Source organism: Gemmiger sp. An50 (assembly GCF_002161595.1).
Classification (GTDB): Bacteria; Bacillota; Clostridia; order Oscillospirales; family Ruminococcaceae; genus Allofournierella.
The window spans coordinates 66,993-92,102 of record NZ_NFID01000005.1; the positions used below are offsets into that span (position 1 = coordinate 66,993).

Annotated in this window: 24 protein-coding genes and 1 pseudogene; 15 read left to right on the forward strand and 10 right to left on the reverse strand. The window is 62.9% G+C overall.

Translation table 11 applies throughout. From position 1 onward, the window contains the following. The first annotated feature begins 4 nt into the window (after positions 1 to 4). The gene (locus tag B5G03_RS06415) at positions 5 to 694 is read left to right on the forward strand and encodes a 5'-methylthioadenosine/adenosylhomocysteine nucleosidase (RefSeq protein ID WP_087180911.1); all 690 of its coding nucleotides are present in this window, start codon (positions 5 to 7) and stop codon (positions 692 to 694) included. Here B5G03_RS06415 and B5G03_RS06420 read toward each other — a convergent pair. Continuing rightward, positions 691 to 993 carry a hypothetical protein gene (locus tag B5G03_RS06420; RefSeq protein ID WP_087180912.1) on the reverse strand — a complete coding sequence of 101 codons (303 nt, stop codon included), beginning with the start codon at positions 991 to 993 and terminating at the stop codon, positions 691 to 693. The two genes, B5G03_RS06415 and B5G03_RS06420, sit on opposite strands and share 4 nt — an antisense overlap. Before the next feature lie 116 nt (positions 994 to 1,109). On the opposite strand from B5G03_RS06420, the gene B5G03_RS06425 reads away from it, so the two are divergent. Next, positions 1,110 to 1,331 carry a hypothetical protein gene (locus B5G03_RS06425; protein WP_087180913.1) on the forward strand — a complete coding sequence of 74 codons (222 nt, stop codon included), beginning with the start codon at positions 1,110 to 1,112 and terminating at the stop codon, positions 1,329 to 1,331. 114 nt (positions 1,332 to 1,445) lie between these two features. Here B5G03_RS06425 and B5G03_RS06430 read toward each other — a convergent pair whose 3' ends face one another. Together B5G03_RS06430 and malQ are read right to left on the reverse strand one after the other, a co-directional pair. Beyond that, the gene (locus B5G03_RS06430; protein WP_087180914.1) at positions 1,446 to 1,907 is read right to left on the reverse strand and encodes a hypothetical protein; all 462 of its coding nucleotides are present in this window, start codon (positions 1,905 to 1,907) and stop codon (positions 1,446 to 1,448) included. A 77-nt stretch (positions 1,908 to 1,984) separates the two neighbouring features. Continuing rightward, positions 1,985 to 3,583 carry a 4-alpha-glucanotransferase gene (malQ, locus tag B5G03_RS06435; RefSeq protein ID WP_087180915.1) on the reverse strand — a complete coding sequence of 533 codons (1,599 nt, stop codon included), beginning with the start codon at positions 3,581 to 3,583 and terminating at the stop codon, positions 1,985 to 1,987. A 213-nt stretch (positions 3,584 to 3,796) separates the two neighbouring features. On the opposite strand from malQ, the gene B5G03_RS06440 reads away from it, so the two are divergent. Both B5G03_RS06440 and trmB read left to right on the forward strand, forming a co-directional pair. Continuing rightward, positions 3,797 to 4,966 carry an alanyl-tRNA editing protein gene (locus tag B5G03_RS06440; protein WP_087180916.1) on the forward strand — a complete coding sequence of 390 codons (1,170 nt, stop codon included), beginning with the start codon at positions 3,797 to 3,799 and terminating at the stop codon, positions 4,964 to 4,966. Positions 4,967 to 5,017: 51 nt separating this feature from the next. Beyond that, complete coding sequence (trmB, locus tag B5G03_RS06445) at positions 5,018 to 5,776, forward strand: tRNA (guanosine(46)-N7)-methyltransferase TrmB (protein ID WP_087180917.1); 759 nt, start codon at positions 5,018 to 5,020, stop codon at positions 5,774 to 5,776. A 73-nt stretch (positions 5,777 to 5,849) separates the two neighbouring features. Here trmB and B5G03_RS06450 read toward each other — a convergent pair whose 3' ends face one another. From B5G03_RS06450 to dinB, 3 genes are read right to left on the reverse strand one after another with little or no spacing between them, the layout of a single operon-like run. Next, complete coding sequence (locus B5G03_RS06450) at positions 5,850 to 6,131, reverse strand: Dabb family protein (RefSeq protein ID WP_087180918.1); 282 nt, start codon at positions 6,129 to 6,131, stop codon at positions 5,850 to 5,852. A gap of 45 nt (positions 6,132 to 6,176) precedes the next feature. Continuing rightward, positions 6,177 to 6,827 (reverse strand): HAD family hydrolase, encoded by a 651-nt coding sequence (locus B5G03_RS06455; RefSeq protein ID WP_087180919.1) that lies wholly within the window; start codon positions 6,825 to 6,827, stop codon positions 6,177 to 6,179. A gap of 48 nt (positions 6,828 to 6,875) precedes the next feature. Next, the gene (dinB, locus tag B5G03_RS06460) at positions 6,876 to 8,147 is read right to left on the reverse strand and encodes a DNA polymerase IV (protein ID WP_087180920.1); all 1,272 of its coding nucleotides are present in this window, start codon (positions 8,145 to 8,147) and stop codon (positions 6,876 to 6,878) included. A 147-nt stretch (positions 8,148 to 8,294) separates the two neighbouring features. Here dinB and B5G03_RS06465 point away from each other — a divergent pair, with 147 nt between their 5' ends. After that, on the forward strand, positions 8,295 to 9,110 hold the full coding sequence (locus B5G03_RS06465; protein WP_087180921.1) for a putative ABC transporter permease: 816 nt from the start codon (positions 8,295 to 8,297) through the stop codon (positions 9,108 to 9,110). Between the two features lie 60 nt (positions 9,111 to 9,170). On the opposite strand, the gene B5G03_RS06470 is transcribed toward B5G03_RS06465, so the two are convergent. Further along, a complete protein-coding gene (locus B5G03_RS06470; RefSeq protein ID WP_162613358.1) occupies positions 9,171 to 10,397 on the reverse strand; it encodes a glycosyltransferase family 2 protein in 1,227 nt (408 codons plus the stop codon). Between the two features lie 226 nt (positions 10,398 to 10,623). On the opposite strand from B5G03_RS06470, the gene B5G03_RS06475 reads away from it, so the two are divergent. Further along, on the forward strand, positions 10,624 to 11,451 hold the full coding sequence (locus tag B5G03_RS06475; RefSeq protein WP_343286891.1) for a glycosyltransferase family 8 protein: 828 nt from the start codon (positions 10,624 to 10,626) through the stop codon (positions 11,449 to 11,451). Between the two features lie 68 nt (positions 11,452 to 11,519). Here the strand turns inward: B5G03_RS06475 and B5G03_RS06480 are convergent, their stop codons facing one another. Together B5G03_RS06480 and B5G03_RS06485 are read right to left on the reverse strand one after the other, a co-directional pair. Next, positions 11,520 to 12,947 carry a lipopolysaccharide biosynthesis protein gene (locus tag B5G03_RS06480; protein WP_242962320.1) on the reverse strand — a complete coding sequence of 476 codons (1,428 nt, stop codon included), beginning with the start codon at positions 12,945 to 12,947 and terminating at the stop codon, positions 11,520 to 11,522. A gap of 143 nt (positions 12,948 to 13,090) precedes the next feature. Continuing rightward, on the reverse strand, positions 13,091 to 13,639 hold the full coding sequence (locus B5G03_RS06485; protein WP_087180924.1) for a M48 family metallopeptidase: 549 nt from the start codon (positions 13,637 to 13,639) through the stop codon (positions 13,091 to 13,093). A 273-nt stretch (positions 13,640 to 13,912) separates the two neighbouring features. On the opposite strand from B5G03_RS06485, the gene B5G03_RS06490 reads away from it, so the two are divergent. The 9 genes and pseudogenes from B5G03_RS06490 (at position 13,913) to B5G03_RS06525 (ending at position 24,358) form a co-directional block, all read left to right on the forward strand. After that, positions 13,913 to 16,198: an anaerobic ribonucleoside triphosphate reductase gene (locus B5G03_RS06490; protein ID WP_087180925.1), complete on the forward strand. Its 2,286-nt coding sequence runs from the start codon at positions 13,913 to 13,915 to the stop codon at positions 16,196 to 16,198. A 711-nt stretch (positions 16,199 to 16,909) separates the two neighbouring features. Next, positions 16,910 to 17,014: pseudogene (gene nrdD / locus B5G03_RS17010) on the forward strand (anaerobic ribonucleoside-triphosphate reductase); the annotation flags it as partial. Positions 17,015 to 17,019: 5 nt separating this feature from the next. Continuing rightward, positions 17,020 to 17,541 carry an anaerobic ribonucleoside-triphosphate reductase activating protein gene (gene nrdG, locus B5G03_RS06495; RefSeq protein WP_087180926.1) on the forward strand — a complete coding sequence of 174 codons (522 nt, stop codon included), beginning with the start codon at positions 17,020 to 17,022 and terminating at the stop codon, positions 17,539 to 17,541. A 254-nt stretch (positions 17,542 to 17,795) separates the two neighbouring features. Continuing rightward, on the forward strand, positions 17,796 to 18,449 hold the full coding sequence (locus B5G03_RS06500; protein ID WP_087180927.1) for a response regulator transcription factor: 654 nt from the start codon (positions 17,796 to 17,798) through the stop codon (positions 18,447 to 18,449). A gap of 14 nt (positions 18,450 to 18,463) precedes the next feature. Beyond that, the gene (locus B5G03_RS06505; RefSeq protein WP_162613359.1) at positions 18,464 to 19,933 is read left to right on the forward strand and encodes a sensor histidine kinase; all 1,470 of its coding nucleotides are present in this window, start codon (positions 18,464 to 18,466) and stop codon (positions 19,931 to 19,933) included. Further along, positions 19,930 to 21,036 carry a hypothetical protein gene (locus tag B5G03_RS06510; protein WP_087180929.1) on the forward strand — a complete coding sequence of 369 codons (1,107 nt, stop codon included), beginning with the start codon at positions 19,930 to 19,932 and terminating at the stop codon, positions 21,034 to 21,036. The genes B5G03_RS06505 and B5G03_RS06510 overlap by 4 nt, the downstream gene beginning before the upstream one ends. Before the next feature lie 24 nt (positions 21,037 to 21,060). Next, positions 21,061 to 22,161, forward strand: a complete 1,101-nt coding sequence (locus B5G03_RS06515) for a hypothetical protein (RefSeq protein ID WP_087180930.1) — start codon at positions 21,061 to 21,063, stop codon at positions 22,159 to 22,161. A 201-nt stretch (positions 22,162 to 22,362) separates the two neighbouring features. Then, positions 22,363 to 23,379, forward strand: coding sequence for a C39 family peptidase (locus B5G03_RS06520; protein ID WP_087180931.1), 1,017 nt, complete (start codon positions 22,363 to 22,365; stop codon positions 23,377 to 23,379). Between the two features lie 160 nt (positions 23,380 to 23,539). After that, complete coding sequence (locus B5G03_RS06525; protein ID WP_087180932.1) at positions 23,540 to 24,358, forward strand: N-acetylmuramoyl-L-alanine amidase family protein; 819 nt, start codon at positions 23,540 to 23,542, stop codon at positions 24,356 to 24,358. 52 nt (positions 24,359 to 24,410) lie between these two features. Here the strand turns inward: B5G03_RS06525 and B5G03_RS06530 are convergent, their stop codons facing one another. After that, a complete protein-coding gene (locus B5G03_RS06530) occupies positions 24,411 to 24,983 on the reverse strand; it encodes a hypothetical protein (RefSeq protein ID WP_087180933.1) in 573 nt (190 codons plus the stop codon). Between the last annotated feature and the right edge of the window lie 127 nt (positions 24,984 to 25,110).

Consider the following 25,110-nt stretch of genomic DNA (forward strand, 5'->3'; position numbering starts at 1 on the left):
CGCAATGGAGATCATCGGCATCATGGGCGCCATGCCCGACGAAGTGGAGCAGCTGTGCGCTTTGCTGGACGGGGTGTCCATCGAGCCCTACGCCGGGGTGGAATATCACCGGGGCATGCTGGGTGACAAGCAGGTAGTGGTCTGCTGCGCCGGTATGGGCAAGGCCAACGCCGCCGCCACCACCCAGGTACTTATCACCAAGTTCGGCGCTCAGCGCATCATCTTCTCCGGCATCGCCGGCAACATGACCGCCAAAATCGGCATCGGCGACGTGGTGGTGGGCAAGACCGTGGTCTACCACGACGCCCAGGACGACATGATCGCCCAGTCCGCCCCCTTCACCGCCGAATACCCCGGCGATGAGGAGATGGTCAAGGCCGCCATGGCCGCCTGCGAAGAGGTGGGCGTGAAGGCCATCGCGGGCAAGATCGCCACCGGCGACCAGTTCGTGGGCGACAGCGCCACCAAGAACGCCATCGCCGCCAAGGTGGACCCGGACTGCGTGGAGATGGAGGGCGCGGCTGTGGCCCAGATCGCCGCCAAGAACAACGTGCCCTGCGTGGTGCTGCGCGCCATGAGCGACAACGCCGACGAAGCGGGTCACGAGGTCCTGGTGGTAAAAAAATTCAGCATCAGTGAATACGTGACCACCGCCACCCGCATTGTGGCCCGGATGCTGGAAACGCTGGACTAAGCCAGCGCAAAACCGGCCGGAAAATAACGCAAATCGGACGGTGCAGGCCCTGCCGCCTGCGCCGTCCCTTTTTTCAACAATTCTCCCGTTCCCGCCGCCGGAAAGAGCGGGCAAAAGTCTCTTTGCCACAGGGCTTTCCGGCGTTTTGTGGGGATAAAAGTTTTCAACAGAATCAGCGCCGGACCGTGGAAAACTCTGCGGTCCGGCTTTTTTTCGTCCTCTTTTTGCCCGCCCGGAGCCCATTGGGCCCGCAGCTTTTCCCCAAACAGCGAAAACCCGAACAGGCAGTTCGTCGACATTTGTCCCCCGCTGCGTTATGCTTCATGAAAAGGGGGAATTTATTCAATGAAAGGAAGTTACGCAACCCGGCGAGCCGCACGCCGCACACCGGCCACTGCGGAGGAGGTCGTTGTGCTTGATCCGTTATCAGATCGTTCGACAGGAGCTTGAAGCGCCTGAACTGGGCCGCTATGTGAGCTACGGCATTGAAGCAGTGGCTCTGCCCGGCGGCCGGCAGCTGGCCTTCGTTTGCGACGTATCCACCGACCCTTCCTTTGCGGCGGCTCTTGCGGACCGCTGCACCGAAGGCGCTCTGGACCCGGCCCAGCTGCTGGACGTGGTTCTGGACGCATTGTAAACCCATCCCTTATGCCCGCGCGGCGCGGGCGCACATCCATGGCATACACACAGAAAAGGGCAGGCGCCGGTCCATTGGCGGACCGGCGCCTGCCCTCTCGTTTTTTGTTTTGACTCACAGGTACTCCCGCATCTGGCGGGCGGTGCGCTCCTCGAACTGCTGCAATTCGTTCAGCAGCCCCAGCGCGCCGGTGCTGGCCTCCGGGTGATCCTTGCGGGCCTTTTCGCAGTCCATCACGCCCTGGTTGGCCCCCTGGATGACCATATCCGCCAGGTTGCGGGTGGAACGGTCGGTGAGGGTCTCGGTCCAGATGCCCATTTTGGACATCAGCTTCACCGCCGGGCTCTGGCCGTGGCTCTGCTCCCCAAGGGCGGCCATGGCCGCGTGGGCCTGCTGATTGATGCGGCGGTATTCCCTCTGCTGGGCCAGCAGGCTGGCCTTCAATTGCTTGTCGTCGGTCACGCCGATCAGCTGGTCCAGGCTGTTTTTACCCATCTCGGTGTTGCGCACGATCTCGTTGAGCACGGCCTGGTTGTCGTTATCGCCGTGGTTCTGGTCGTTTCTTCGTTCATTCATTAAAAAGCCCCCTTTGAAACTGGCTGGCGGAGCGATCTTGCCCCGGCAAAAGCCAGTGTTCCCAAAGGGGGTTTTGTTTATTCTTTTTCCGCCTTTTTCGGCGCGGCGGCAGCTTTTTGCACCGCCTTGTCGGAATCGGCCTCTTGGGCGTGCTTCTGAACCGAAATCATCGGCCGTGCCTCCTCCGGCTCGGGCAGCGGCGCGCAGCGGCCGTAGCGGGCACAGGTGCGCCGGATGCGCTGGGCAAGCGCCAAGGTGAAAGCGCCCTCTTTGGCGCGCCAGGTCCAGTTGCCCATGCCGGTGCCGGGGGTGTTGATGCGGCCCTCGGCCCCCAGCTCCAGCCAGTCGGCCATGGGGATCACCGCCAGATTAGCGCAGCTGGACAGCACACCCCGCAAGAAGCCCCGCACCGAGCCCTCCATGGCGTTCAGTCCCAGGTAATTCTTGGCCCGGGCCAACTCCTTGGGATCGCCGTTTTTCAGCCAGTCCCGCAAGGTGGTGTTGTCGTGGGTGCCGGGATAGACCACGCAGTTGGGGATGTGGTTATGGGGCAGATACTCGTTCTCCGCCGTGCCGCCGAAGGCGAACTGCATCACCTTCATGCCCGGATAGCCGCTCTCCTTCAGCAGCACCCGCACGCTGTCGAACAGATCGCCCAGGTCCTCGGCCACGATGGGCAGCTTGCCCAGCTTTTCCTCCAGGGCGCGGAACAGGTCCATGCCGGGGCCGTATTCCCAGTCGCCCACCCGGGCGTTTTCCCGCCCGGCGGGGATGGCGTAATAGGTATCGAAGGCGCGGAAGTGGTCGATGCGCAGCCGGTCGTACATGGTGAGCGCGTGCTCCACCCGGCGAATCCACCAGGCATAGCCGCTGGCCTTGTGCTGGGGCCAGTCGTACAGCGGGTTGCCCCAGAGCTGGCCGTCCTCGGAGAAGTAGTCCGGCGGGCAGCCCGCCACCCGGGTGAGCTTGCCCTCCTCATCCACCTGGAACAGCTTGCCGCCGGCCCAGGCGTCGGCGGAGTCTGCCGCTACATAGATGGGGATGTCGCCCAGAATCTGCACGCCCTTGCCGTTGGCGTAGGCCTTCAGGGCCATCCACTGGCGGTAGCCCTGGTACTGCAAAAACCGCCAGAAGCCCAGCTCCTCGGCGTTCTCGGCGCGCAGCTGCTCCAGCGCCTGGGGCTGCCGGGTGCGCAGCGGCGCGGGCCATTCCGGATAGGCCTTCATCTTGTTCAGGCCCTTGGCGGTCATGTAGAGGGCGTAGTCCTCCAGCCAGTCCTCGTTCCAGAAGCAGAAGGTGTAGTAATCGTCCGGCAGCCAGGCCTGAAACCGCGCATAGGCCTGCCGCAGCACCGTAAAGCGCCCCTCGTACAGCGCACCGTAGTCCACCGCCTCCGGGCTTTCTCCCCAGTCGATGGTGCCGTACTCTTCCTTTTCCAGAAGGCCCTCTTCCCGCAGGGTGTCCAGGTCGATGAAATAGGGATTGATGGCAAAGGCCGAGCAGCTCTGATAGGGGCTGTCGCCGTAGCCGGTGGGCGAAAGGGGCAAAATCTGCCAGATCTGCTGGCCCGCCTGGGCCAAAAAGTCCACAAAGGCATAGGCCTGCTTGCCGAAGCTGCCGATGCCGTAAGGCCCCGGCAGGCTGGACACAGGCATCAACACGCCGCATTCCCGCATAACAACCGCTCCTTTTTCGCTGTGTGGTCCCGGGGCTTCCCCCTCACGGCGCGCCGGGGCCCTTATCTTGTATAGAATTGTTCTTATTATAGCATAAAGCGCGGCAAAATGGCATCGGTGCGCGCAAAGTATGGCTCTTTTGTGCTATAATAGATGCACTCAGCGGATACCCTGCCCGCAGCCCGCGGGCTTTTTTGCACAAAGGAGCTTTTTATGACGCAGACCGAAGCGCTTTATTATATTCAGCCGCCGGTGGGCGAGTTCACTGCCCGGGTGCTCAGCTGCACTCAGGAGGGCGAGGCCTGGGCCGTGACGTTGGACCGCACCGCCTTTTACCCGGAGGGGGGCGGCCAGCCCGCCGACCGGGGCACCCTGGGCGGCGCGGATGTTCTGGACGTACACGAAAAGGGCGGCCAGGTGGTGCACCGGCTCTCGGCCCCGCTGGCAGTGGGCGAGACGGTCACCGGCCAGGTGGACCTTGCCCGGCGGCTGGAGATGAGCCAGCAGCACACCGGCGAGCACATTCTGTCCGGCACGCTGCACGCCATGTTCGGGGCGGAGAACGTGGGCTTTCACATCGGGCAGGACTACCTGACCATGGACACCAGCGTTCCCATCTCGGACGAGGGGCTGGCCGAAGCCGAAGCCCGGGCCAACCGGGTGATCTGGCAGGACGTGCCGGTGGATGCGGTGTGGCACACCAAGGAAGAGCTGGCCGACCTGACCTACCGGAGCAAAAAGGAGCTGGAGGGCCCGGTGCGCATCGTGACGGTGCCGGGTGCGGACTGCTGCGCCTGCTGCGGCACCCATGTGGAACGCACCGGCCAAGTGGGCATGGTGAAGATCATCGACTGGCAGAACTACAAAAGCGGCGTGCGGCTGTTCGTGGTGTGCGGCGTGCGGGCGCTGCGGTACTTTGAAGCCCAGCGGGCGGAGGCTGCCGCCATCCGGGCCACCCTGTCCGCAAAGGCGGGCCAGCTGGCCGAGGCGGTGCAGCGCCAAAGCGGCGAGCTGGAAGCCGCCCGCTACCGGTCCGTGCAGGCGGAGAACGAGCTGTTTGCGGTTCTGTCCGAGGGCGTGCAGCCCGGCGAAGCTGCCATTCTGCTGCGGCCCAACCTCGGCCCGGACGGACTGCGGCGGCTCTGCGCGGCGCTGAGCGAGCGCACCGACGGCCTTTGCGCGGCCTTCAGCCCCACCGAAAACGGTGGTCTTGCCTACGCGCTGGCCTGCACCGCGCCGGGGGCGGACCTGCGGGGGCTGTGCAAGCAGTTGAACCAGGCCTTCGCGGGCCGGGGCGGCGGCAAGCCCGGCTTTGTACAGGGCAGCCTGACCGGCGAATTTGACGCGGTACAAGCCTTTTTGCGGGATGCTATCCAGCCCTGAGCATCTTTTATTGCTTTTCAGACAAACACTTGTGAAGGAGAACCATAGAACATGAGAATGCGATTCAAACCCTACGCCCGGCCGGAGCTGCTGGCCTGCGACTACCACGCCCACGCCCCGCTGGAGAACAAGGGCCGCTGGCACAGCGTCTTTGCCCGGCCCCAGCAGCCGGTGCATCTGGAGCTGGGCTGCGGCAAGGGCGGCTTTCTGGCCCGGCTGGCCAGCGCCCACCCGGACATCAACTATCTGGGCATCGACATCACCGACAAGGTGCTGATCCTGGCCAAGCGGAACATCGAGCGCATCTACGCGGAAAAGGGCATGACTCCGGACAACGTGATGATCATGAGCCTGGACATCGAGCGCATCCTGAACGCCTTCAACGAGCGGGACACGGTGCAGCGCATCTACATCAACTTCTGCAATCCCTGGAACAAGAAGCTGGCCCACAAAAAGCACCGGCTCACCCACACCCGCCAGCTGGCCCTTTACCGGACCATTCTGGAGGAAAACGGCGAGATCTACTTCAAGACCGACGACGACGACCTCTTCCGGGACAGCCTGAATTACTTCCCCGAGGCGGGCTACGAGATCGTGTGGAAGACCTTCGACCTTCATGCCGAGGAGCCGGAGTGGAACATCCGCACCGAGCACGAGGCCATGTTCACCGAGCAGGGCATCCCCACCAAGGCGCTGATCGCGGTGAAGAAGCCCATGACGGTCGACGAGCTGGCCGCTGCGGTGGCCGCCCGCAACCAGCGGGACAAGGAAGAAAGCGCCGCCATCCGCGCCGCCCAGGGCATCCAGTAAGCCCTCCCTTTTATAATAAGCAACCGCCCCTTTCCCAACTACGGGAAAGGGGCGGTTTTTGTTTGCGTGTTGCTCAGCACTCAAAGTCGCAGACGGTGCGGCTCTTTGCAATGGTGCCGATCCAGTTCTTGATGGCCACATGGGGCTCGAAGTTCTGGTAGGCCTCCAGCGCCTCGCGGCTTTCCAGCTCGGCGATCAGGGCCACGTCGCAGCCCACGAAGCCACGGCCCACCTGGGCGCTCAGAAGGCCGGGGGCCTGACCCACCAGCGCTTCCAGCTGCTCCTTCATTTTGGCGGCATTGGCATCCGCCTGGTCCTTGTCGGCCAGCTCCCACAATACAATGTGTTTAATCACGTTTACTCTCTCCTTTTCGTATTTAAAATTGCAAATAAAACAGCTTTAATTCCGGTCCAGCAGAGGAATGACCTGACCGAGGTCCGGCAGAATCGCTCCGGCCAGGGCTTTCAGCTCCTCGTCCGGGCCGGTCAGGTCCGGCACCATCACGGTGAAACAGCCCGCCGCCGCGCCTGCCCGCACTCCGGCGGGGCTGTCCTCCAGAACCAGACAGTTTTTCGGATCCTTGCCCGCCAGGGCCGCCGCCTTCAAAAACACCTCCGGGTGGGGCTTTGAGCGGGTCACCTCATCGCCGCAGACCGCGCCCACAAAGTACCGGTCCACCTTGGCCCGCTGCAGGTGGCCCCAGGCGCTGTCCCGTGTAGTGCTGGTGGCCAGCACCGCCGGGATGCCCCGCCGCTCCAGCTCGGCCAGCAGCTCATACAGCCCCGGCTTCACCGGCAGACCATCCTCCTCGATCCAGCGGGCCATGATGGCCCGGCAGACAGTGCGCATGGAGTCAAAGTCGAAGTCCTCGCCGAACACCTCCCGGCACACCTGGGCACAGCCCAGCCGGTTGCGGCCCCGCATCCGGTCCACCACCTCGGGGCGCATGGGCACCCCCATCTGCTGCCCGGCTTCCAGCCAGGCCTTCTGATACATCCGCTCGGTGTCGAACATCAGGCCGTCCATATCAAACAATACCGCTTCGATCATACGTTCCTCCCCATTTCGTCAGGCTCTTTCCCCCGGTTTGTGTGATGCTCACAGCGGGCCCTTCACCTTTTCGTCGAACTCTTCCTCTTCCTCGTCCTGCTGCGAGCGGATGGTCAGCTCGCCCAGGCCCATGTCGTTGTGCAGGATGCTCCCCGCCCCGATGGCGCCCCGGCCGTACTTTTTGCGGATGGCGTCCAGGCTTTTTTCCAGTTTTTCCCGCTTGGGATCGGTTTTGGGCGCATCATCGAACAGGCTCTGCTGCACCGCGAAGGGCTCCTCAGTGATGGCCAGCGCGGTGACGGTGAGCATCCGCACCGGGCGGGCCATGTCCCAGTTTTTCTCCATCAGCTCCCAGCAGGCGTTTGCCAGGTCCCGGGCCAGATGGGTGCTCATGGGCAGCTGCTTTTGCCGGGTGATGGTTTTCAGGTCCGGGTCCCGGATGGTCACCTGCACCGCCCCGGCCCAGACGCCATGCCGCCGCAGCCGCCCGGCCACCTCGTCCGCCAGCACGTTCAGTGCCGAGCGGATCTCCGCCGGGCCCTTGATGTTGCGCCGGAAGGTGGAGCCGTTGCCCACGCTCTTGATGGGTTCCTTCTCGCCCCAGCGGCGCACCGGGGCCTCGTCCTCGCCTCGGGCGTAACGGCTCAGCTCCAGCCCCAGCTTGCCCAGCGCCTCGGCCAGCGCCTCCGGCCGGGCCGCCGCCAGCTCGCCGATGGTGGCAATGCCCATCCCGGCCAGCCGCCGCTGGGCCGAGGCCCCCACATACAAAAGGTCCCCCACCGGCAGCGGCCAGACAATTTCGTGAAAATTTTCCCGGGTAATGAGGGTGGTGGCGTCCGGCTTTTTGTAGTCGCTGCCCAGCTTTGCGAACACCTTGTTGAAGCTCACGCCCACCGAGATGGTCAGCCCGGTGGCCGCCTTCACCTCGGCCCGCAGCTGGTCTGCCAGCGCCGCCGGGCTTTCGGCGAACAGCTGCCAGGTGCCGGTCACGTCCAGCCAGCTCTCGTCGATGCCGAAGGGCTCCACCCGGTCGGTATACTTGCAGTATATTTCATTGATGATTTTCGAGTACTTCCGGTAATATTCCCGGTGGGGCGGCAGCAAAATCAAATCCGGACATTTGCGCTTTGCCTGCCAGATGACCTCGGCGGTCTTCACTCCCATCCGCTTGGCGGGCTCGTTCTTGGCCAGCACGATGCCGTGGCGGCCCTCCGGGTCGCCGCAGACGGCCACGCACTTGTCCCGCAGGTCCGGGTGGCGCAGCAGTTCCACACTGGCATAAAAGCTGTTGCAGTCGCAATGAAAGATCCAGCGGTCCACCTGGCAGGCCCCCTTTTTGTAAATTTTTCATTTTTCTTTTCTGATTATATCACGCGAGGGCGGCGGGATGCTATAATGTTAGGGTGACGCTCTGCGATTCTGCACCCGTGCATCCCGCGGCGCCGCTTTATGAGAGGTGGTATCTGAATGGAACATTCCCTGTACGCGATCCTTTGGTACTTTTTGATCTACGCCTTTTTGGGCTGGTGCCTGGAGGTGGTGTTCTGCACCGTGCGCACCGGCAAATGGGTGAACCGGGGCTTTTTGAACGGTCCGGTCTGCCCCATCTACGGCTTCGGCATGGTAATTGTACTTATGGTTCTGGGCCCGCTGGTCCACCAGCCGCTCACCCTGTTCGTGGGCAGCGTTCTGCTCACCAACGCGCTGGAGCTGGTCACCGGCTGGGCACTGAAAACATTGTTTCACACCACCTGGTGGGATTATTCCAAGCAGAAATTCAATCTGGGCGGTTACATCTGCCTGAAATTCAGCCTGGCCTGGGGCCTGGTGGTCATGTTCGCGGTGAAGGTGATCCACCTGCCGGTGAGCCGCTTTGTGGACTGGATGCCCCGGCCGGTAGGCCTTGCTTTGCTGGCGCTGTGGCTGGCGGTGCTGGCGGCGGACGTGGCGGTGACACTGCGCACCCTGATCGGCCTGGAGCGTGACCTGGGCGAGCTGGAAAAGGTGGTTGCCGCCCTGCGCAAGGGCAGCGATACCATCAGCCGCAACCTGGGCGACGCGGCCCTGGCGGCAGATGAAAAGCTGGAGGAGGGCCGCCAGGCTCTGCCCCAGAAGCTGGCCGAGCTGGAGGCCCGGCGGGACTTTTTGCAGGCCCGCATTCTGGACACCCGGCTCTTTGGCGCGGCCCGTCTGATGAAGGCCTTCCCCGCCATGAAGGACCTGCGTCACAACGAGCTGCTGGCCGAGCTGAAAGAGACCCTGCACGAGCGGCTGCACCGCTGATTTACCCGCAAAAGAACGCCCTTGCTGTGAAAAACAGCAAGGGCGTTTTGTTTTTTCGGTTCAGCCCACGTCCAGCTGGTTCAGGGTCACGGCCCGGGTGTGAGCCACCGGGGTCCATTCCACCTTCCGCACGCAGGCGGCCAGGGCGATGGGCAGATAGGTGGCCATATAAAATGGAAAGGTAAAAATGCCCGCCAGCTTCTGGGTGATGGGGGCCTGGATGCGCTTCCACTCGGTGCAGGTGGTCAGCGCCGCCATGGCCATCATGGATAGGTAGCCGCAGACAAGGATGCGGCCCAGCGCGCCCAGGGCCACCAGCGCCCCGCCGGAGAGCACCGCCCCCGCGGCAGCAAAACCCAGGGCCAGCAGGTTGAACAGCACCGGCGCAATGCGGCTGATAAGCAGGTCGGCGCAGGACCAGCTGCCCCGCAGCGCCGCACGGCCCATGGCGGGGCCCCGTGCTGCCATCACCTGCAAAAAGCCCTTGCACCAGCGCAGCCGCTGGCGCACGCTCTGGGAGAGGGCGGCGGGCTGCTCGTCAAAATATTCCGCCTGGGGGCAGTAGGCGATGCGCCGCCCGGCGACCATCTGCACGGTGGAGAACTCCAGGTCCTCGCACAGGCAGTGCCAGGGCCAGCCGCCCGCTTCCCGCAGAATCTCCTCGCTCACCAGAAAGCCGGTGCCGGTCACGTTGCCGCTGAAGCCCAGCAGGGTGCGGGGCGAATTCAGAAAGCGCACCTCCCGGATGAAGCACAGGCCCTGGCCCGCGGCCACCCAGCCCCGGTAGTTCTTGGTGTTCCGGTAGCCCGCCACCACCGGGCAGCCGGTGGAAAACACCCCGTCCAGCCGGCGCACAAAATCCGGCCGGGCCAGGTTGTCCGCGTCAAAGAGGATGTAGCCGTCGTAGTGCTTGCCCTCGGCCCAGATGCGGTGCACAAGGAAATCCAGCGCGTAGCCCTTGCCCACCCGGGTCCGGTCGCAGCGCTCGAACACGGTGGCCCCGGCCTTGCGGGCCAGGCGGGCGGTGTCGTCGGTGCAGTTGTCCGCCGCCACATACAAGTCCAGCACGCCGGGGTAATCCTGGGCGCGCAGGCTTTCCAAAAGCTTTGGCAGCACCGCTGCCTCGTTGCGGGCGCAGATGAGCACCGCATATTTGTTGGTACACGGCCCCAGCTTCCAGTGGGGCGTTTTCACAAGACTCAAAAGGGTGTAGCCCAGCTGATAGGCGCAGCAAATGCCCATCAGCAACAGCCAGAAGCGGCTGATCGAAAAAAACAACTCTGCCATGGTATCGACCTCCCTGTTTGGCATGGGGCTGCGGGGGTCAGTTCCGCCCGCCTGTGCCCATGCAACGAACCTTTACGGCCGGATTCTTCATCTATGGGGCAAAATTTTGGTTTCTTTGCAGAAACTTCATATATTTCGGCCCCAAAGGTGGTACCATAACAAAAAAGGACGCCATTGCGTCCGAATCCCCGCCGGGGTTTTCCGGCGGCACAACGAGGTGTTATTTTTGTCTGCCATTTCCATTCTGGTGACCCTGAACGAACATTACCTGCCCCAGCTGGAGGTAATGCTCACCTCTCTGCACGCCTCCAACCCGGGAGAAACGGTGTCGGTCTGGCTGATCCACCGCTCCCTTACCCCCGCGCACCTGGCCCGGCTGGAGCGCCGCTGCGGCCTGCTGGGCTTCTCGCTGCATCCGCTCACCGCAGGCGAGGAGCTGTTCCGGGACGCCCCCCTCACCCGCCAGTATCCCCAGGAGATGTACTACCGGCTGCTGGCCGGTCAGCTGCTGCCCCAGGAGATGCACCGGGTGATCTATCTGGACCCGGACATCCTGGTCATCAACCCGCTGCGCCCTCTGTGGGAGCTGGACCTTGCGGGCCGGATGTTCGCGGCGGCGGCCCACACCGGCAAAACCGAGCTGGCCAACAGCGTGAACCAGGTGCGGCTGGGCACCAACCACAACTACTACAACTCCGGCGTGCTGCTCATCGACCTGGATGCTGCCCGCCGCTGGATCGACCCGGCCGCCCTCTTCGCCTTCACCAAAAAGCACGCCCGGGAGCTGCTGTTCCCGGACCAGGACCTGCTCAACATGCTCTATGGCGAGCGGGTCCTGGCGCTGGATGACGCGGTCTGGAACTACGACGCCCGCAATTTTAACAACTACTATCTGCGCAGCGGCGGCGACTGCGACATGGACTGGGTACTCACCCACACCGCCGTGCTCCACTTCTGCGGCAAGGCCAAGCCCTGGAAGCCGGGCTACCGCCGCCGCTTCGGCCCCCTGTACAAGCACTACATGCGCCTGACCCAGCTGGCACTGCCGGACTGAATGCCAACAAAAACCGCCCCCGGGCTTTGTGCAAAACGCACGGCCCGGGGGCGGCTTGTTTTTATGGGTCAGGCATGTTTGCGGGGAGCGCGGCGGCGCAGCAGCTGGCGCAGCATGCCCAGGATGCCCTGCAGGTTGAACAGGCAGATCACAGCGGTGAGCAGGGTGCACCAGATCGCCCATCCCGGCGTCTCCTTGAGCATGAGCACCGTCTCCGCACCGATCAGCGCGCAGTTGATGGTCAGGCGCAGCGGCGCGAAGTTCATGTGCATCAGACCGCGGGTGTTGATGGCCCGCAGCAGGAACACGATGAAATAGCTGATGAGGCTGGCCAGGGTGGCGCCGTTGGCACCCATCAGCGGGATCAGCGCCCAGTTCAGCCCGGCGTTGGCGATGGCGCCCGCCAGCATGGTGTACAGCGACAGGGTGCTGCGCTTTTCCACCATGTAGATGCTGTTCAAAAACTGGTTGAAGCAGTTGAACAGGGTGGCCAGGGTGAGCATGGGCACGAACTGCCAGGCGTCGTAGAAGTTGGCCTTGAACATGAACATCAGCGGGCGGCAGAGCAGGATGATGCCGCTGCAGCAGCAGAAGAGCAGCGCCTGATAGATGCCGAACACCCGGCTGAAGAAGGCGGCGCGGCCCTTTTCCTCGGTCACGGCGGACAGCTGCCAGGCCTCATAAAAGATGGTGCCCAGCACCGTGAGGATGGTGGGCAAAAAATAGCCCACGCCCAACAGGCCGGTCCAGTATTCGCCGGTCTGGCCCTGGTAGCCCTCGCACATGGCCTGCACGAAGAACAGGTCGCTGGCGTTGATGACCCAGAAGCTGATCTGGGCCGGGACCATGGGCAGCGCGTAGCGCATCATCCGGCCCCACAGCTCTTTGTTGAAGCTTCTCACATGCAGATAGCGCCGCAGGTTTGCCACCAGGAACACGAACAAAGCGCTCAGCGCGTCGCTGCAGATGATGGCCAGAATGTAGCCGGAGGCTCCCATCTTCATGCCCGATAAGAACAGGATCATGAAGCCCAGGTTGGTGGCGCTGCACAACACGCCGTCCACCGCCACCAGCCGGTTCAGCTGGCGGCTGCGCACGAACTGGGTGCACAGGGTGCGCAGGCAGCTCACCAGCACGTGCACATACAAAAGCAATGCGTAATCGCTGAACAGCGGGATCAGCCGCAGCACCGGGTAACAGATGAGCATCAGGGCGAAGCCCATGCCGATGGTCACAAGACCATTGGTGAACACCTGGCTTTTGCTGTTGGCCTTTTCCAGACCGAAGCGGATGATGGCGAAGCTCACGCCCATGCTCACCAGCGGGATCAGCAGCGAACCGATCTGCTGGACAAGCTTGGTGATGCCCACCTCGTCCACCTCGCCCATGGCGAAGGTGATGTATGGCTGCAAGATGATGCTGAGCAGTTTGGAGGAAAAGTTGCTGATGGCGAACAGCATAGTGTTGCTCATCAGCTTTTTGTATTTGTTTTCCACGCCCGGCGGCCCTCCTTGTTGAATGCCTTTTCTAATATATTTTACTTTACCTTATGTGATGTGGAGCCAAAATTTTCTTTGGCCGAACCTATATTATATCGCCCGTGGGGCGAAATGTCCATGGAATCCGGACGAACCCGTCCTTATCCATGCCGCAGCATCGCCCGGCGCGCTTTCCAGTCCGGCAAAAACTGCTCCACCAGGGCCCAGAACTCCTTCTGGTGGTTGGGATGCACAAAATGGCAGTATTCATGCACGATCACATATTCCACCGCTGCCCGGGGCTGCAGCGCCAGCCGGGAGGCCAGCGTAATACGCTTCTTTTCCATATTGCACACGCCCCACCGGCTGGTCATGTCCCGCACCTGCAGCTGGGGCGGCTGGCCGCCCAGCACCCCGGCAAAGGCCGGATACACCTTTTGGCTGATGGGCTCAAACAGCGCCAGGCACTCCTCCTTCGAGGGCGGCGGGCAGTCCTGCTGTTTGCGGGCGGCCCGGGCCACCTGCTGTTTTGCCCCGATCACCCAGCCCATTCGCTGGGCCACAAAGGCGTCCGCCTGGTCCGCGCTCACCCTCATGGGCACGCTCACGGCCACCGTGCCGTCCCGACGCACCCGCAGGTTCAGATTCTTCACCTTTTTTCGAACAAGTTCATATTCTAACCCCGCCACCCGGCGAATTTGGCCTGCCATCTTGCTTTTCCACCCCCTGGCAAAGTTTTCCGACCTATTTATTGTATCACATCCGTTCCCGGTTTGGCTCGTCAAGTCATCATATCTCACAAATTTTCCCCGAAAAGCTTGGCCGTTCTTGTTCCGTATCGGCACCGGGAATCTATTGACTTCTACTATATCTAGTGCAATAATAGTAATCGCGGCCGAATCACCCCAAAATACAGAGGGTAGTTCTTTACGCTCTGTATTTTTTTGCCGCACCAAAGTAACAGTTGCATGAGGAGAATCGCCATGATCAAAAGTGTAATTAAGCGCGACGGCCGTGTGGTGCTCTACGATCAGAGCAAGATCACCGCCGCCATTATGAAGGCGCTGGAAGCCGCCAAGGAAGGGGATGCCGCCGAAGCCGACCGCATTGCCACCCGGGCCGCCCGCCAGCTGGAGATGGATTGCGGCGAGGAGTCCCCTCAGATCGAACAGATTCAGGACGCGGTGGAGACCGCGCTGATGGAGACCGGTCACGACGCGGCCGCCAAGCAGTATATCCTGTACCGGGCGAACCGCACCCGCATCCGCGAGGCGAACACCAGCCTGATGAAGACCATCGACGAGATCACCAATGTGGACGCCCGCGCCAGCGACATGAAGCGCGACAACGCCAACATCGACGGCAACACCGCCATGGGCAGCATGCTGCAGATCGGCACCGCCGGCGCCAAGGCCTACAACGCGGCGTATCTGCTGCGTCCCGAGCAGGCCAAGGCCTACCGTGAGGGCGACATCCACATTCATGACTTTGATTTCTATTCCCTGACCACCACCTGCTGCCAGATCGACATTCTGCGCCTGTTCCACGGCGGGTTCTCCACCGGCCACGGTTTCCTGCGCGAGCCCAACAGCATCGGCAGCTACGCGGCGCTGGCGGCCATCGCCATCCAGTCCAACCAGAACGACCAGCACGGCGGTCAGAGCATCCCGAACTTTGACTACGGCATGGCCGAGGGCGTGAGCAAGACCTTTGCCCGGGCCTACCGCAAGAAGCTGACCGAGAGCCTGGAGGACGTGCTGGAGACCGAGGATGAGGCAGGCTTTGTGAACCAGATGGTGGACAAAGCCGTCACCGAGCTGGACCAGCAGCCCCGCCTGGAGACGGGCGCCGAGGAGTTCGACCGCATCGTGGCCGAGGCTCTGGCAGCCAGCGGCCGTGTGGATGAGCACACCGCCAAGCGTCTGGTGGCCACTGCCCGCCGCCGGGCCTGGAAGCAGACCGACCGGGATACCTACCAGGCCATGGAGGGCTTTGTGCACAACCTGAACACCATGCACAGCCGTGCCGGTGCGCAGACTCCCTTCAGCAGCATCAACTACGGCACCGATACCAGCCCCGAGGGCCGGATGGTGATTCACAACATCCTGCTGGCGGAGGACGCAGGTCTGGGCCACGGCGAGACCCCCATCTTCCCCATCCACATCTTTAAAGTAAAAGAGGGCGTGAACTACAACGAGGGCGACCCCAACTACGACCTGTTCAAGCTGAGCATGAAGGTGAGCGCCAAGCGGCTGTTCCCCAACTACGTGTTCCTGGACGCCCCCTTCAACCTGCAGTACTACGTGCCCGGCCGGCCCGAGACCGAGGTTGCCACCATGGGCTGCCGCACCCGCGTGATGGGCAACGTTTACGACCCGGAGCGCCAGATCAGCTACAGCCGCGGCAACCTGAGCTTCACCTCCATCAACCTGCCCCGTCTGGCGATTCTGGCCGACCACGACGAGGCCAAGTTCTACGAGAGTCTGGACGCCATGATGGACCTGGTGGCAAACCAGCTGCTGGACCGGTTCGAGATCCAGGCGGCCAAGCGCGTTTACAACTATCCCTTCCTGATGGGCCAGGGCGTATGGCTGGATTCCGACCAGCTGGGACCCGCCGACGAGGTGCGTGAGGTGCTGAAGCACGGCACCCTGTCCATCGGCTTCATCGGTCTTGCCGAGACCCTGACCGCTCTGTACGGCCACCATCACGGCGAGAGCGACGAGATGCAGAAGAAGGGTCTGGAGATCATCGGCCACATGCGGGATTACTGCGACCGCAAGAGCGCCGAGATGAAGATGAACTTCACCCTGCTGGCCACCCCCGCCGAGGGTCTGTCCGGCCGGTTCACCCGCATGGACCAGAAGCGGTTTGGCATCATTCCCGGCGTAACTGACCGGGAATACTACACCAACAGCTTCCACATTCCTGTGTGGTATCCCATCTCCGCCTACGACAAGATCCAGAAGGAGGGTCCCTACCACGCCCTGACCAACGCGGGTCACATCAGCTACGTGGAACTGGACGGCGACACCGCCAACAACCTGGAGGCCTTTGAGAGCGTAGTCCGCTGCATGCACGACAGCGGCGTGGGCTACGGCAGCATCAACCATCCCGTGGACCGCGACCCCGTTTGCGGCTACGTTGGCGTGATCGGCGACGTATGCCCCCGCTGCGGCCGCCGCAGCGGCGAGGCTCTGAGCCCCGAAAAGCTGGATGAGCTGCGCAAAAAGTATCCCGGTGTCCCCACCTTCTGCGGCTGCGAATAATTTTAGCGGACCCGACCGTTGACCGGGTGCGATACGCCAGCCTTCCGCACCGGGCTTTTCTCAGCGATGACCGCTGGCTGCCTTTTTACCGGACCCGACCGGCGGTTTGCTCCGGTTCACAAATCCGCGGCACCCGGCTTTCCTCAGCAAAAACATCAAACGGCCTTTTTTAACGGACTCGACCGTTGACCGGGTGCGATACGCCAGCCTTCCGCACCGGGCTTTCCTCAGCGATGACCGCTGGCTGCCTTTTTACCGGACCCGACCGTTGACCGGGTCCGATACACCAGCCTTCCGCACCGGCTTTCCTCAGCGATGACCGCTGGCTGCCTTTTTACCGGACCCGACCGTTGACCGGGTTCGATACGCCAGCCTTCCGCACCGGCTTTCCTCAGCGATGACCGCTGGCTGCCTTTTTACCGGACTCGACCGTTGACCGGGTCCGATACGCCAGCCTTCCGCACCGGCTTTCCTCAGCAAAAACATCAAACGGCCTTATTGGCCCGGTGCACTTTGCTGATTGAGCCTGCACAATTGTTTTGTTGCTTCGGCAACGCTGTGCCGCCGGTGTTCTTTCTATAATAGGGTATATCACCCGATTGCTTTTGAATTTTTTATCGCCGCCCTGCTGTTCGGGCGGGCGGCGTTTTGTAAAAGGAGGAGTTTTCTATGTCCGCTATGCAGAAACAATCCGTCGTTGGTAAGGACGTTCCCTTCGAGCGCATCCGCCGCATCACCGGCTACCTGGTCGGCACCATGGACAAATGGAACGACGCCAAGAAGGCCGAAGAGCGCGACCGCGTAAAGCATCTGTAAGCGCCATGCTGCAGGTAGCAGGCTTCGCCGGAGACAGCATCGTGGACGGCCCCGGCCTCCGGTTCACCGTATTTTTCCAGGGCTGCCCCCACCATTGCCCCGGCTGTCATAACCCCGAGACCTGGCCCTTCGAGGGCGGGACTCCCTTCACCCCCGATCAGCTCATCCAGATGGCAAAGAAGAATCCGCTCTGCCGCGGCATCACCCTGTCCGGCGGCGAGCCCTTCGCCCAGGCCGGGCCCGAAATGCTGGAATTTGTCCGGCTGGCCCGCGCCGCCGGTTACGAGGTGGCAAGCTACACCGGCTACACCTTTGAGGAGCTTTACGAGCACGGCACCCCCGCCCAGAAGGAGCTTCTGACCCTGCTGGACACCCTCATCGACGGACCCTTTGTGCAGGACGAGATGAGCCTGGAGCTGCGCTTCCGGGGCAGCCGCAACCAGCGCATTCTGGACCTTCCCCAGTGCCTTGCCCAGGGCAAAGCCGTGTGGGAGACCCGCGAACGCTGGGTGGGGGAGCACCAATAACCGCACATGTTTTAAACAAGGCCCCCGCACCCCGGACATTTCCGGCGGCGCGGGGGCCTTGTTTGCAGTTTTGATACAACTTCTTGCCGACAGCGTTACCCTTTCTATGCAATAATAAATAGGAGGGCAATATTCCTGTTTTTGCGGCAGGATTTTGCCAATTGGCCCATTTTGCGGCCGGATATGATATGATAGAATAAGCGTAACGCGATCGGTTTTCCGGCCCGGCCGGAACCAAAGGAGGAAATACGACCATGGCACACATCCTGATTGTAGAAGACGAAGAACACATTGCCCAGATGATCGAAGCCACCCTTTCCCTGGGCGGCTACAGCTGCGAGATCTGCGCCGACGGCGCGCAGGCGGTGGAGCGCATCTTCGCGGGCGGCTACGATCTGGTGCTGCTGGACGTGATGCTCCCCGGGCTGGACGGTTTCTCTGTAATGGAACGGGTGGCCAGCCAGGGCACCCCGGTGATCTTTCTTTCCGCCATGCAGCAGGTGGCCGACAAGGTGCGCGGGCTGCATCTGGGCGCCGAGGATTACATCGCCAAGCCCTTCGAGGCATTGGAGCTGCTGGCCCGCGTGGAGGTGGCCCTGCGCCGCCGGGGCAAGGGCCGTGAGGTTCTGGAGTACCGGGGCATCCAGCAGGACCTTTCCAGCCACACCGTGACCCTGAACGGCAAGCCGGTGGCCCTGAGCCCCAAGGAATTTGAACTGCTGCGGGTCTTTTTGCAGAACCAGGACCTGGCCCTCTCCCGGGACAAGCTGCTCTCGCTGGTGTGGGGCTACGACTTCGCCGGTGAGACCCGCACCGTGGACATCCATGTGCAGCGGCTGCGCCAGAAGCTGGGGCTTTCCGGCAAGCTGGTCACCCTGCCCCGTATCGGATACCGGCTGGAACACTGAAAGGAGCCATGCCCGTGAAACTGTGGCAGAAGATCTTTTTGTCCTCTCTGGCGCTGCTGGTGCTGGCCACCGGCGGGCTGAGCCTTTTGTTTTTGAACAATACCCAGACCCAGCTGTGGCAGCGGGAAAAGCAGCGGGCCGCTTTGCAGCAGCAGTCGCTGATGAACGCCATCAAAACCAACGTGGTGAACCAGCGGCTGCAATCCGGCCAGATCAGCCTGAGCGATACCGAGACCCGGCAGGCGGTGCGGTCCGCCCTGTCCAGCCAGGAGACCGACAGCTACATGCTGGCCTTCCAGCTGTATGATTCCAGCGGCAACCCCTTTCGCGACGATACCACCGGCCTGTGTCACACCGCCAACCTGACCGGCAGCGAATATCAGGACAGCTCTCTCACCTACACCCGCATCTTCTCCCAGAGGGACCGGCTGCTGCTGGCCCTCAATTCCCCTCTGCCGTTGGAGCAGACGGACTTTCGCATGGTATGCGTGTTCGACGTGACCGATCTGGGCGCGCAGCTGCAGCGCCAGGCGGTCACCGCTCTTTCCTTCGGCATGGTGGTGAGCCTGGCGGCCGCCGTGGTGTTGCTGGTGCTGGTCAAGGTGCAGCTGCGCCGTCTGGAGCAGCTGTCCCGCGCGTCCCGCCGCATCGCCCATGGCAACTACGCCGAGCGGGTGCAGCTGGCCGGAGCGGACGAGGTAGCCGATCTGGGCAAGGACCTGAACCGGATGGCCCAGGCCGTGCAGCAGCACGTGGGCCAGCTGGAGCAGGTGGCCCAGGACCAGAAGACCTTCATCGCCAACATGGCTCACGAGATGAAAACGCCCCTGACCAGCATTCTGGGCTTTGCGGACCTGTTGTACCTGCAAAAGGACGTGCCGGAGAAAAAACGCCGGGAATACGCGGGCATCATTCTGGACGAAACCAAGCGGATGCGCAGCTTGTCCGGCAAGCTGATGGAGCTTCTGAACGTGGGCAGCCAGAACCTGGTGTTCACCTCGGAGGAGCTTTCCGGCGTGATCGGCGAGGTGGCCACCGCCATGCAGCCGGTGCTGCACAGCAGCCGTCTGGCCCTGCAATACGGCTGCGAGCCCGGGCTCTGGATGGAGATGGACCGGGAGCTGTTCAAATCGCTGCTCTATAACTTCATCGACAACGGCCGCAAGGCCAGCCCCGAGGGCAGCCTGATCCAGCTGCTGGCCCACCGCAAGGGCGGCCGCATCGAGATCCTCATCCGGGACCACGGCCAGGGCATTCCCCAAAAGGAGCTGGAAAAGATTCGCCAGCCCTTCTACATGGTGGATAAATCCCGCAGCCGCAAGGCCGGCGGCGCGGGCCTGGGCCTTGCCCTGTGCGAGGAGATCTGCCGCATCCACAAGGGTAGCTTTGCCATCGACAGCCGCCTGGGCGAGGGCACCCTCATCACCCTCAGCTTCCCGCCCGCTTCGGCGGATGGCGCAGCGGAAGGAGGCGGCGCTTCATGAAGATCCGGCGCGAACAGGCCGCCCGCCCCGGTGCGGCACCGGGCCCGGCAAACGCAAAGCCGCCCGCGGCAAAAAACGCCCCGGCCAAACAGGCCGGCGCCGCCCGCAAACCGGCTCCGGTTCCCCGCAAGAGCTCCAGGCCCCGCCGGATTTTTTCCCGGTTTTGGGTCCTCACGCTGGGGCTGCTGGCAGGCAGCGGCCTGTGCCTGTTCGCCCTGGCCCAGTGGCTGATCCTGCCCGACCTGCGGGTGGGCAGCCTGAAAGCCCTGCCCGCCTACAACGTGGTGAGCCAGCGGGCAGACCGGGCAGATTTCTGGGCCGTTGCCCAGTATCACGACGCCACACCCATATCCCGTTTCAACTCATCCCCCCTCTTCGCGCTGGACGCTCTTTCCCAGCTGAACCTTCTGTTTCCGCTGAACGAGCTGATGAACAGCCGGGCCAACGGTTCCCTGAGCGCGCAGGAGACCGCCGTGGAGCCCGCCTGGTCCCACACCAATCCCTTCCAGCTGGTGAGCTGCACCTTCTGGGAAAATATCCCCTGCATCTATTCCACCCATACCGGGCAGAAAATTCCCGGTCATCTCGAGATGAGCCTGGGCCGCTCCGACGCCAACGAGCGACGCCCCCTTTGCTTCACCCTGCTGTTTTTGCCGGATGAAGCGCCGGACGAACAGGCCTTTGAGACCGCCTATTGCAGTGTGGTGGACGATCTGCAGCAGCTGTGCTCCTCCCGGTTGAACAGCTTCCACACGCTGGAGAACCTGCTCGCCAACATGGACCCGGAGGCCTTCCAGAAAAAGTACCAGTTTTCCGCCCGTCAGGCGCTGAACCTGACCGATCTGGCCAAAAACATGGGGCAGCTGCTTGAGCAGCTGTACAACACCGGCTCCTTCCCCTACAACCTGGCAGACCCGGCCCAGGCCGACGCCCTGCTGCAGGAGTATTTCCAGGAGCGCGGCTACACCCTGCAGGTGCTTCGGCTGGAGGACTGCTATCTGGTGCTGATCAGCGCCGAGTTGGACGGCGGCTCCGCCACCCTGGGCATTTACTACAGTCCGGTGCTCAAAACCTGGTGCGGAATCGGCCTTCAGCTGCTGTGACCCTGCGTTGAAAGGAAACACCCTATGCCAAAAAAGCAATCAAAACCCAAAGCGCCCGGCGTTCCCAGGCGCGGCGCCGCAAAACGCGCAAAGCCCGGCGCGCTGCGGGCAAATCTGGCGTTCGGCCTGCTCACCGTGTTCATTCTGGCGGCGGGCGGCACATCGGCCGCCTGGGCCGCGGGGCGCATCGTCAACCCCGCCGGGCAGCAGGATTCCTTCGCCGCCCTGCCGGTGTACAACGTGATCGGCCAGCGCACCGACCGGCTGGAATTCTGGCCCCGCGCCCGCTACCATGACCTGGCCCGGGCAAACGGCTATCCGCTGCCCTATTCCCCCCAGCAGGCACTGGAGGAAACCGGCTTTCTGGACCTTCTGACCATGCTGATGAACACCTGCGTACCCGTGAGCGACATAAGCGGCATAAGCGAGCGCAGCGACGATATGGCCTGCTACTCCTATTACACCGACAACGTCATCTGCCGCTTTTACGACAACATCCCCGTCCAGGTCCAGTGCGGCGACAACACCGAGTTTTCTGTCTATCAGGGCGTGCTGAACGTCAGCAGCGGCCGGGGCAACGGAACGGACCAGCTGTGCTACACCGCTGTCATCACTCCGGACTCCTCCATGACGCCCGCCACCGAGGAGCAGTACGAGGAAGCCTACCGAACCATTCTGGACGATCTGACTATGCTGGCCGGGGACCCCGGCAGCGCCCCCTATTACAGCTGCGGCCCGCTGAGCAATGCGCTGTACAGCTTTGTTCCCTGGTTTCCCTATGTGGCCCAGGCTGTCGACGAATCCATTGCCGAAGAACCCTCCTCCGAAATCTCCTATTCCAGCGCACGGGCCACCCTGGACCTGTTTGAGCGGCTTTTTATCAGCAACAACAAAGCGAGCGACGTTTCCCCCTGGGAGGAACAGGGCATGAAAAAGCCGGACCAGAAGAACCCGGAGGCGCTGGAGCGATTTTTGCAGGAATATTACCAGCGGGTCTATTTTCTCGATTTGCAGATCCTTCGCCAGGACGGCTGCTATCTGATCCTGCTCCAGTCCGACTACAACGTGCTGGGGTTCTATTACGACCCACTGCTGAAAACCTACACCGGCTTCGGCATCCAGTGAGCCTCGTTTTCCGGCGGCGCCTCCCGCGCACAGCGGAAACGAGTGAAAATTGCTCAAAATTTGCAACTTTGATACATCTTTTTGGCGACTTGGTTTCCTTCCTCCTTTTATAATAAAGGCAGCCAAAGGACACAATGCCCGTGATCTTTTCGCGGCTGGTGCGTCCAATTAGACAAATGCTGCAAAAGGAGGTCCGCCGCCATGGCCGCCCGTACTCTTTCCGTTCAAAATGCCCGCCGCCCCGTATATTCCGCGGCGGTCTGTGCCCCTTCTCTGCCTGCCCAGCGCCGGGCGGTGCGCCGTCCCCCTGAGCGGCCGGTCTCTCCTTATCCTCAGCCCCAGCGGGCGAGCGCCCGGGCGGCGGCTCCCGCGCCCACCGTTTACCGTCGGCCCGCGGCCGCCCATGCTCCGGCCCGCCGCCGCAGACGGCGGCACGCGCTGGCCGCCTTGCTGGGCAAGCTGATGGTGCTGGCCCTCTGTGCCGCGGCCCTGTTCTCGGTGTTCGACCTGCTGGCCCAGCACCGGCTGCTGGCTTCGCTGGGCAGCCTGGCCACCGGGCAGGCCATTGCCAACCCGGCCCCCGCGCCCGAGACCGGCGCGCCCGCTTTTGACGGCAGCGGCATCCTCACAGTGCAGACCGTGTTTCAGGAGCCCGCGCTGCCCAACGGCTGTGAGGCGGCGAGCCTGGCCACCCTGCTGGAATACAACGGCTGCTCGGTGGACCTGGTATCTCTGGGCGTGGATTATCTGCCCCGCCAGAGCTTCAGCTACAGCGGCCCCAACCGCTACGGGCCGGACCCGGAGCAGGCCTATGCGGGCGACCCCGCCAGCTCTTCGAACGGCTGGTACTGCTTTGAGGGTCCCATCATCGAGGCGGCCAACGCCTGGCTGCGGGACCAGGGCTCCAGCCTGCGGGCCCAAAGCGAGACCGGCGCGGATATGGACCGGCTGGAACAGCTGCTGCGCCAGGGCACACCGGTGGCGGTGTGGTTCACCCAGGACTACGAGCAGCCCCGGTTCAACACCTCCTTCACCTGGACGCTGCCGGACGGCAGCACCTACACCCCCTACGGCAACCTGCATTGCGTGGTGCTCACCGGCATGGACGAGAACCAGTGCTATCTGGCCGACCCCATGCAGGGCGATTCCTGCATCGAACGGGACCGGTTCGAGAGCATCTACACCGCCATGGGCAGCCGCGCGGTGGTGCTGCGCTGACCTGTTTTTTGCCTTTCAACTCCTCCTTACAGCCCCTCGGGGGCAAAAGCCCAGCCATCCGGCTGGGCTTTTTTGCCCGAAAACGAAATAGTCGGGGGGCTTTTCTCGTCTTATAAAAGACGACTGTTTTCGACTTTTCTCGGGAAAGGACCATTTTTTTATGCCAACTGCAACCCTTCGCCGCCCCCGGCGGCGCAGAAGAAAGCGGGCGCCCCTGCTCCGGCTGGCGGCCCCTATCCTTGCTCTGGTGCTGCTGGCCGGCGCCTTCTGGATCGCGCTGGCCCGCTTTTCCGCCCAGCGGGAGGACGACCCCACCAAGCAGGCCCGCATCGTGGCCATCGACGCGGGCCACGCCGGCTCGGACACCGGCGCCATCGGAGTGGACGGCGTGCGGGAATGCGACCTGACCCAGGCCACCGCCCAGGCCCTGTGGGACCTGCTGGAGGCCGACCCGGACATCGTTCCGGTGATGTGCCGCTCGGACTGGGACGAGGACCTGCCCGCCGCCGACCGGGCCAAGCGGGTGGCCCGCTCGGACGCCACCCTCTCGCTGTCCATCCACATGAATTCAGACGGCGGCTCCGGCCAGGCCAGCGGTTTTGAGTGCTTCCCCGCCCCGCCGGGCAACCAGTACAACAAGAACAGCCTGCGCTTTGCGGACTTCATCACCGCCGAGATGAGCGCTGCCGGGGCATCTCTTCGGGGCGACGGCGGTGTGCGCTACGCCTATTACGACGAGAACGACCAGCGGATCATCCGGGAGCGCAGCGACACCAATCCGGAGGGTTACCCCAGCTTCGCCATGGTGAACAGCACCGGCTGCGCCTCGGTGCTGGCCGAACAGTGCTTCATCACGAGCGAAAGCGATCTGGCGGCCTTCGCCTCGCCGGAGGGCTGCCAGCTGGCCGCCCGCTGCTACTACCGGGCCATCCGCCAGTATTACGGCCTTTCCCCCGAGCCGGAGGAAAGCGCCTCCTGACCACAAAAAAATCCCCTTTCCAGCCGGAAAGGGGATTTTTATCTGCTGCGATTCAGGCGGCCTCGGTGTTATCCACATCCAAAGCCTGCGCGCCGGACAGGCCGCTCACGCTCAGCCCGCCGCTGATGCGGTATACGCCGCTCATGTAGGCGATGCCGATCTTGTAGTTCTTGCCGGGGGTCAGGCCGTCGAAGGTGGCGCTGGCGCAGTCGCCGCCGGTGGCGAACTCGATGGTGTGGCCGTTCACGTAGGCGCGGCCGTTTTCGGTCTCCTCCCACAGGGTCACCAGATACTGTTTGGTGGCGGTATCCTTCTCACTGGTGGCATAGCTGGTCACCGTGATGGAATCCCCCACCGGGGTGAAGTAGTTGGTGAACCGGTTCTGCACGCTGTTGAACACCACATACAGGGTACCGGTGGCCTCGTCCAGCTGGGTGGCGAAGGCGGCGCTGGTATCCAGCCCTTCCGGCCAGGTGATGCTGCCGCCCGCCTGCGAGGCGATGTAGGTCTCCTCCACGGCCTGGCTTTCGGCCTCTTCCTCGCTGCTGCCGGAGCAGCCGGTCAGACAAAATGCCGCCATGGCCAACGCAAGGCCCAGGGCAAGCAGAGATTTCATTCGTTTCATAGTCGTGTCCTCCGTTTCGCGGGCACAGGCCAGAGAAGGCCGCCCGTAAGTCCGGTTTTTCTTCCATGTTCCCCCAGCCTTGCCCCGTTGAAAACAGGACCAGACGATGGGTGGATGCCCTTTTATT

Excerpts from the sequence above, each read along its gene's own strand:
- B5G03_RS06415 (WP_087180911.1), top strand. The coding sequence starts at position 5 with ATGGAGATCATCGGCATCATGGGCGCCATGCCCGACGAAGTGGAGCAG.
- B5G03_RS06420 (WP_087180912.1), bottom strand. The coding sequence starts at position 993 with ATGTCGACGAACTGCCTGTTCGGGTTTTCGCTGTTTGGGGAAAAGCTG.
- B5G03_RS06430 (WP_087180914.1), bottom strand. The coding sequence starts at position 1,907 with ATGAATGAACGAAGAAACGACCAGAACCACGGCGATAACGACAACCAG.
- malQ (WP_087180915.1), bottom strand. The coding sequence starts at position 3,583 with ATGCGGGAATGCGGCGTGTTGATGCCTGTGTCCAGCCTGCCGGGGCCT.
- B5G03_RS06440 (WP_087180916.1), top strand. The coding sequence starts at position 3,797 with ATGACGCAGACCGAAGCGCTTTATTATATTCAGCCGCCGGTGGGCGAG.
- trmB (WP_087180917.1), top strand. The coding sequence starts at position 5,018 with ATGAGAATGCGATTCAAACCCTACGCCCGGCCGGAGCTGCTGGCCTGC.
- B5G03_RS06455 (WP_087180919.1), bottom strand. The coding sequence starts at position 6,827 with ATGATCGAAGCGGTATTGTTTGATATGGACGGCCTGATGTTCGACACC.
- B5G03_RS06465 (WP_087180921.1), top strand. The coding sequence starts at position 8,295 with ATGGAACATTCCCTGTACGCGATCCTTTGGTACTTTTTGATCTACGCC.
- B5G03_RS06470 (WP_162613358.1), bottom strand. The coding sequence starts at position 10,397 with ATGGCAGAGTTGTTTTTTTCGATCAGCCGCTTCTGGCTGTTGCTGATG.
- B5G03_RS06485 (WP_087180924.1), bottom strand. The coding sequence starts at position 13,639 with ATGGCAGGCCAAATTCGCCGGGTGGCGGGGTTAGAATATGAACTTGTT.
- B5G03_RS06490 (WP_087180925.1), top strand. The coding sequence starts at position 13,913 with ATGATCAAAAGTGTAATTAAGCGCGACGGCCGTGTGGTGCTCTACGAT.
- nrdG (WP_087180926.1), top strand. The coding sequence starts at position 17,020 with ATGCTGCAGGTAGCAGGCTTCGCCGGAGACAGCATCGTGGACGGCCCC.
- B5G03_RS06500 (WP_087180927.1), top strand. The coding sequence starts at position 17,796 with ATGGCACACATCCTGATTGTAGAAGACGAAGAACACATTGCCCAGATG.
- B5G03_RS06510 (WP_087180929.1), top strand. The coding sequence starts at position 19,930 with ATGAAGATCCGGCGCGAACAGGCCGCCCGCCCCGGTGCGGCACCGGGC.
- B5G03_RS06515 (WP_087180930.1), top strand. The coding sequence starts at position 21,061 with ATGCCAAAAAAGCAATCAAAACCCAAAGCGCCCGGCGTTCCCAGGCGC.
- B5G03_RS06520 (WP_087180931.1), top strand. The coding sequence starts at position 22,363 with ATGGCCGCCCGTACTCTTTCCGTTCAAAATGCCCGCCGCCCCGTATAT.
- B5G03_RS06525 (WP_087180932.1), top strand. The coding sequence starts at position 23,540 with ATGCCAACTGCAACCCTTCGCCGCCCCCGGCGGCGCAGAAGAAAGCGG.
- B5G03_RS06530 (WP_087180933.1), bottom strand. The coding sequence starts at position 24,983 with ATGAAACGAATGAAATCTCTGCTTGCCCTGGGCCTTGCGTTGGCCATG.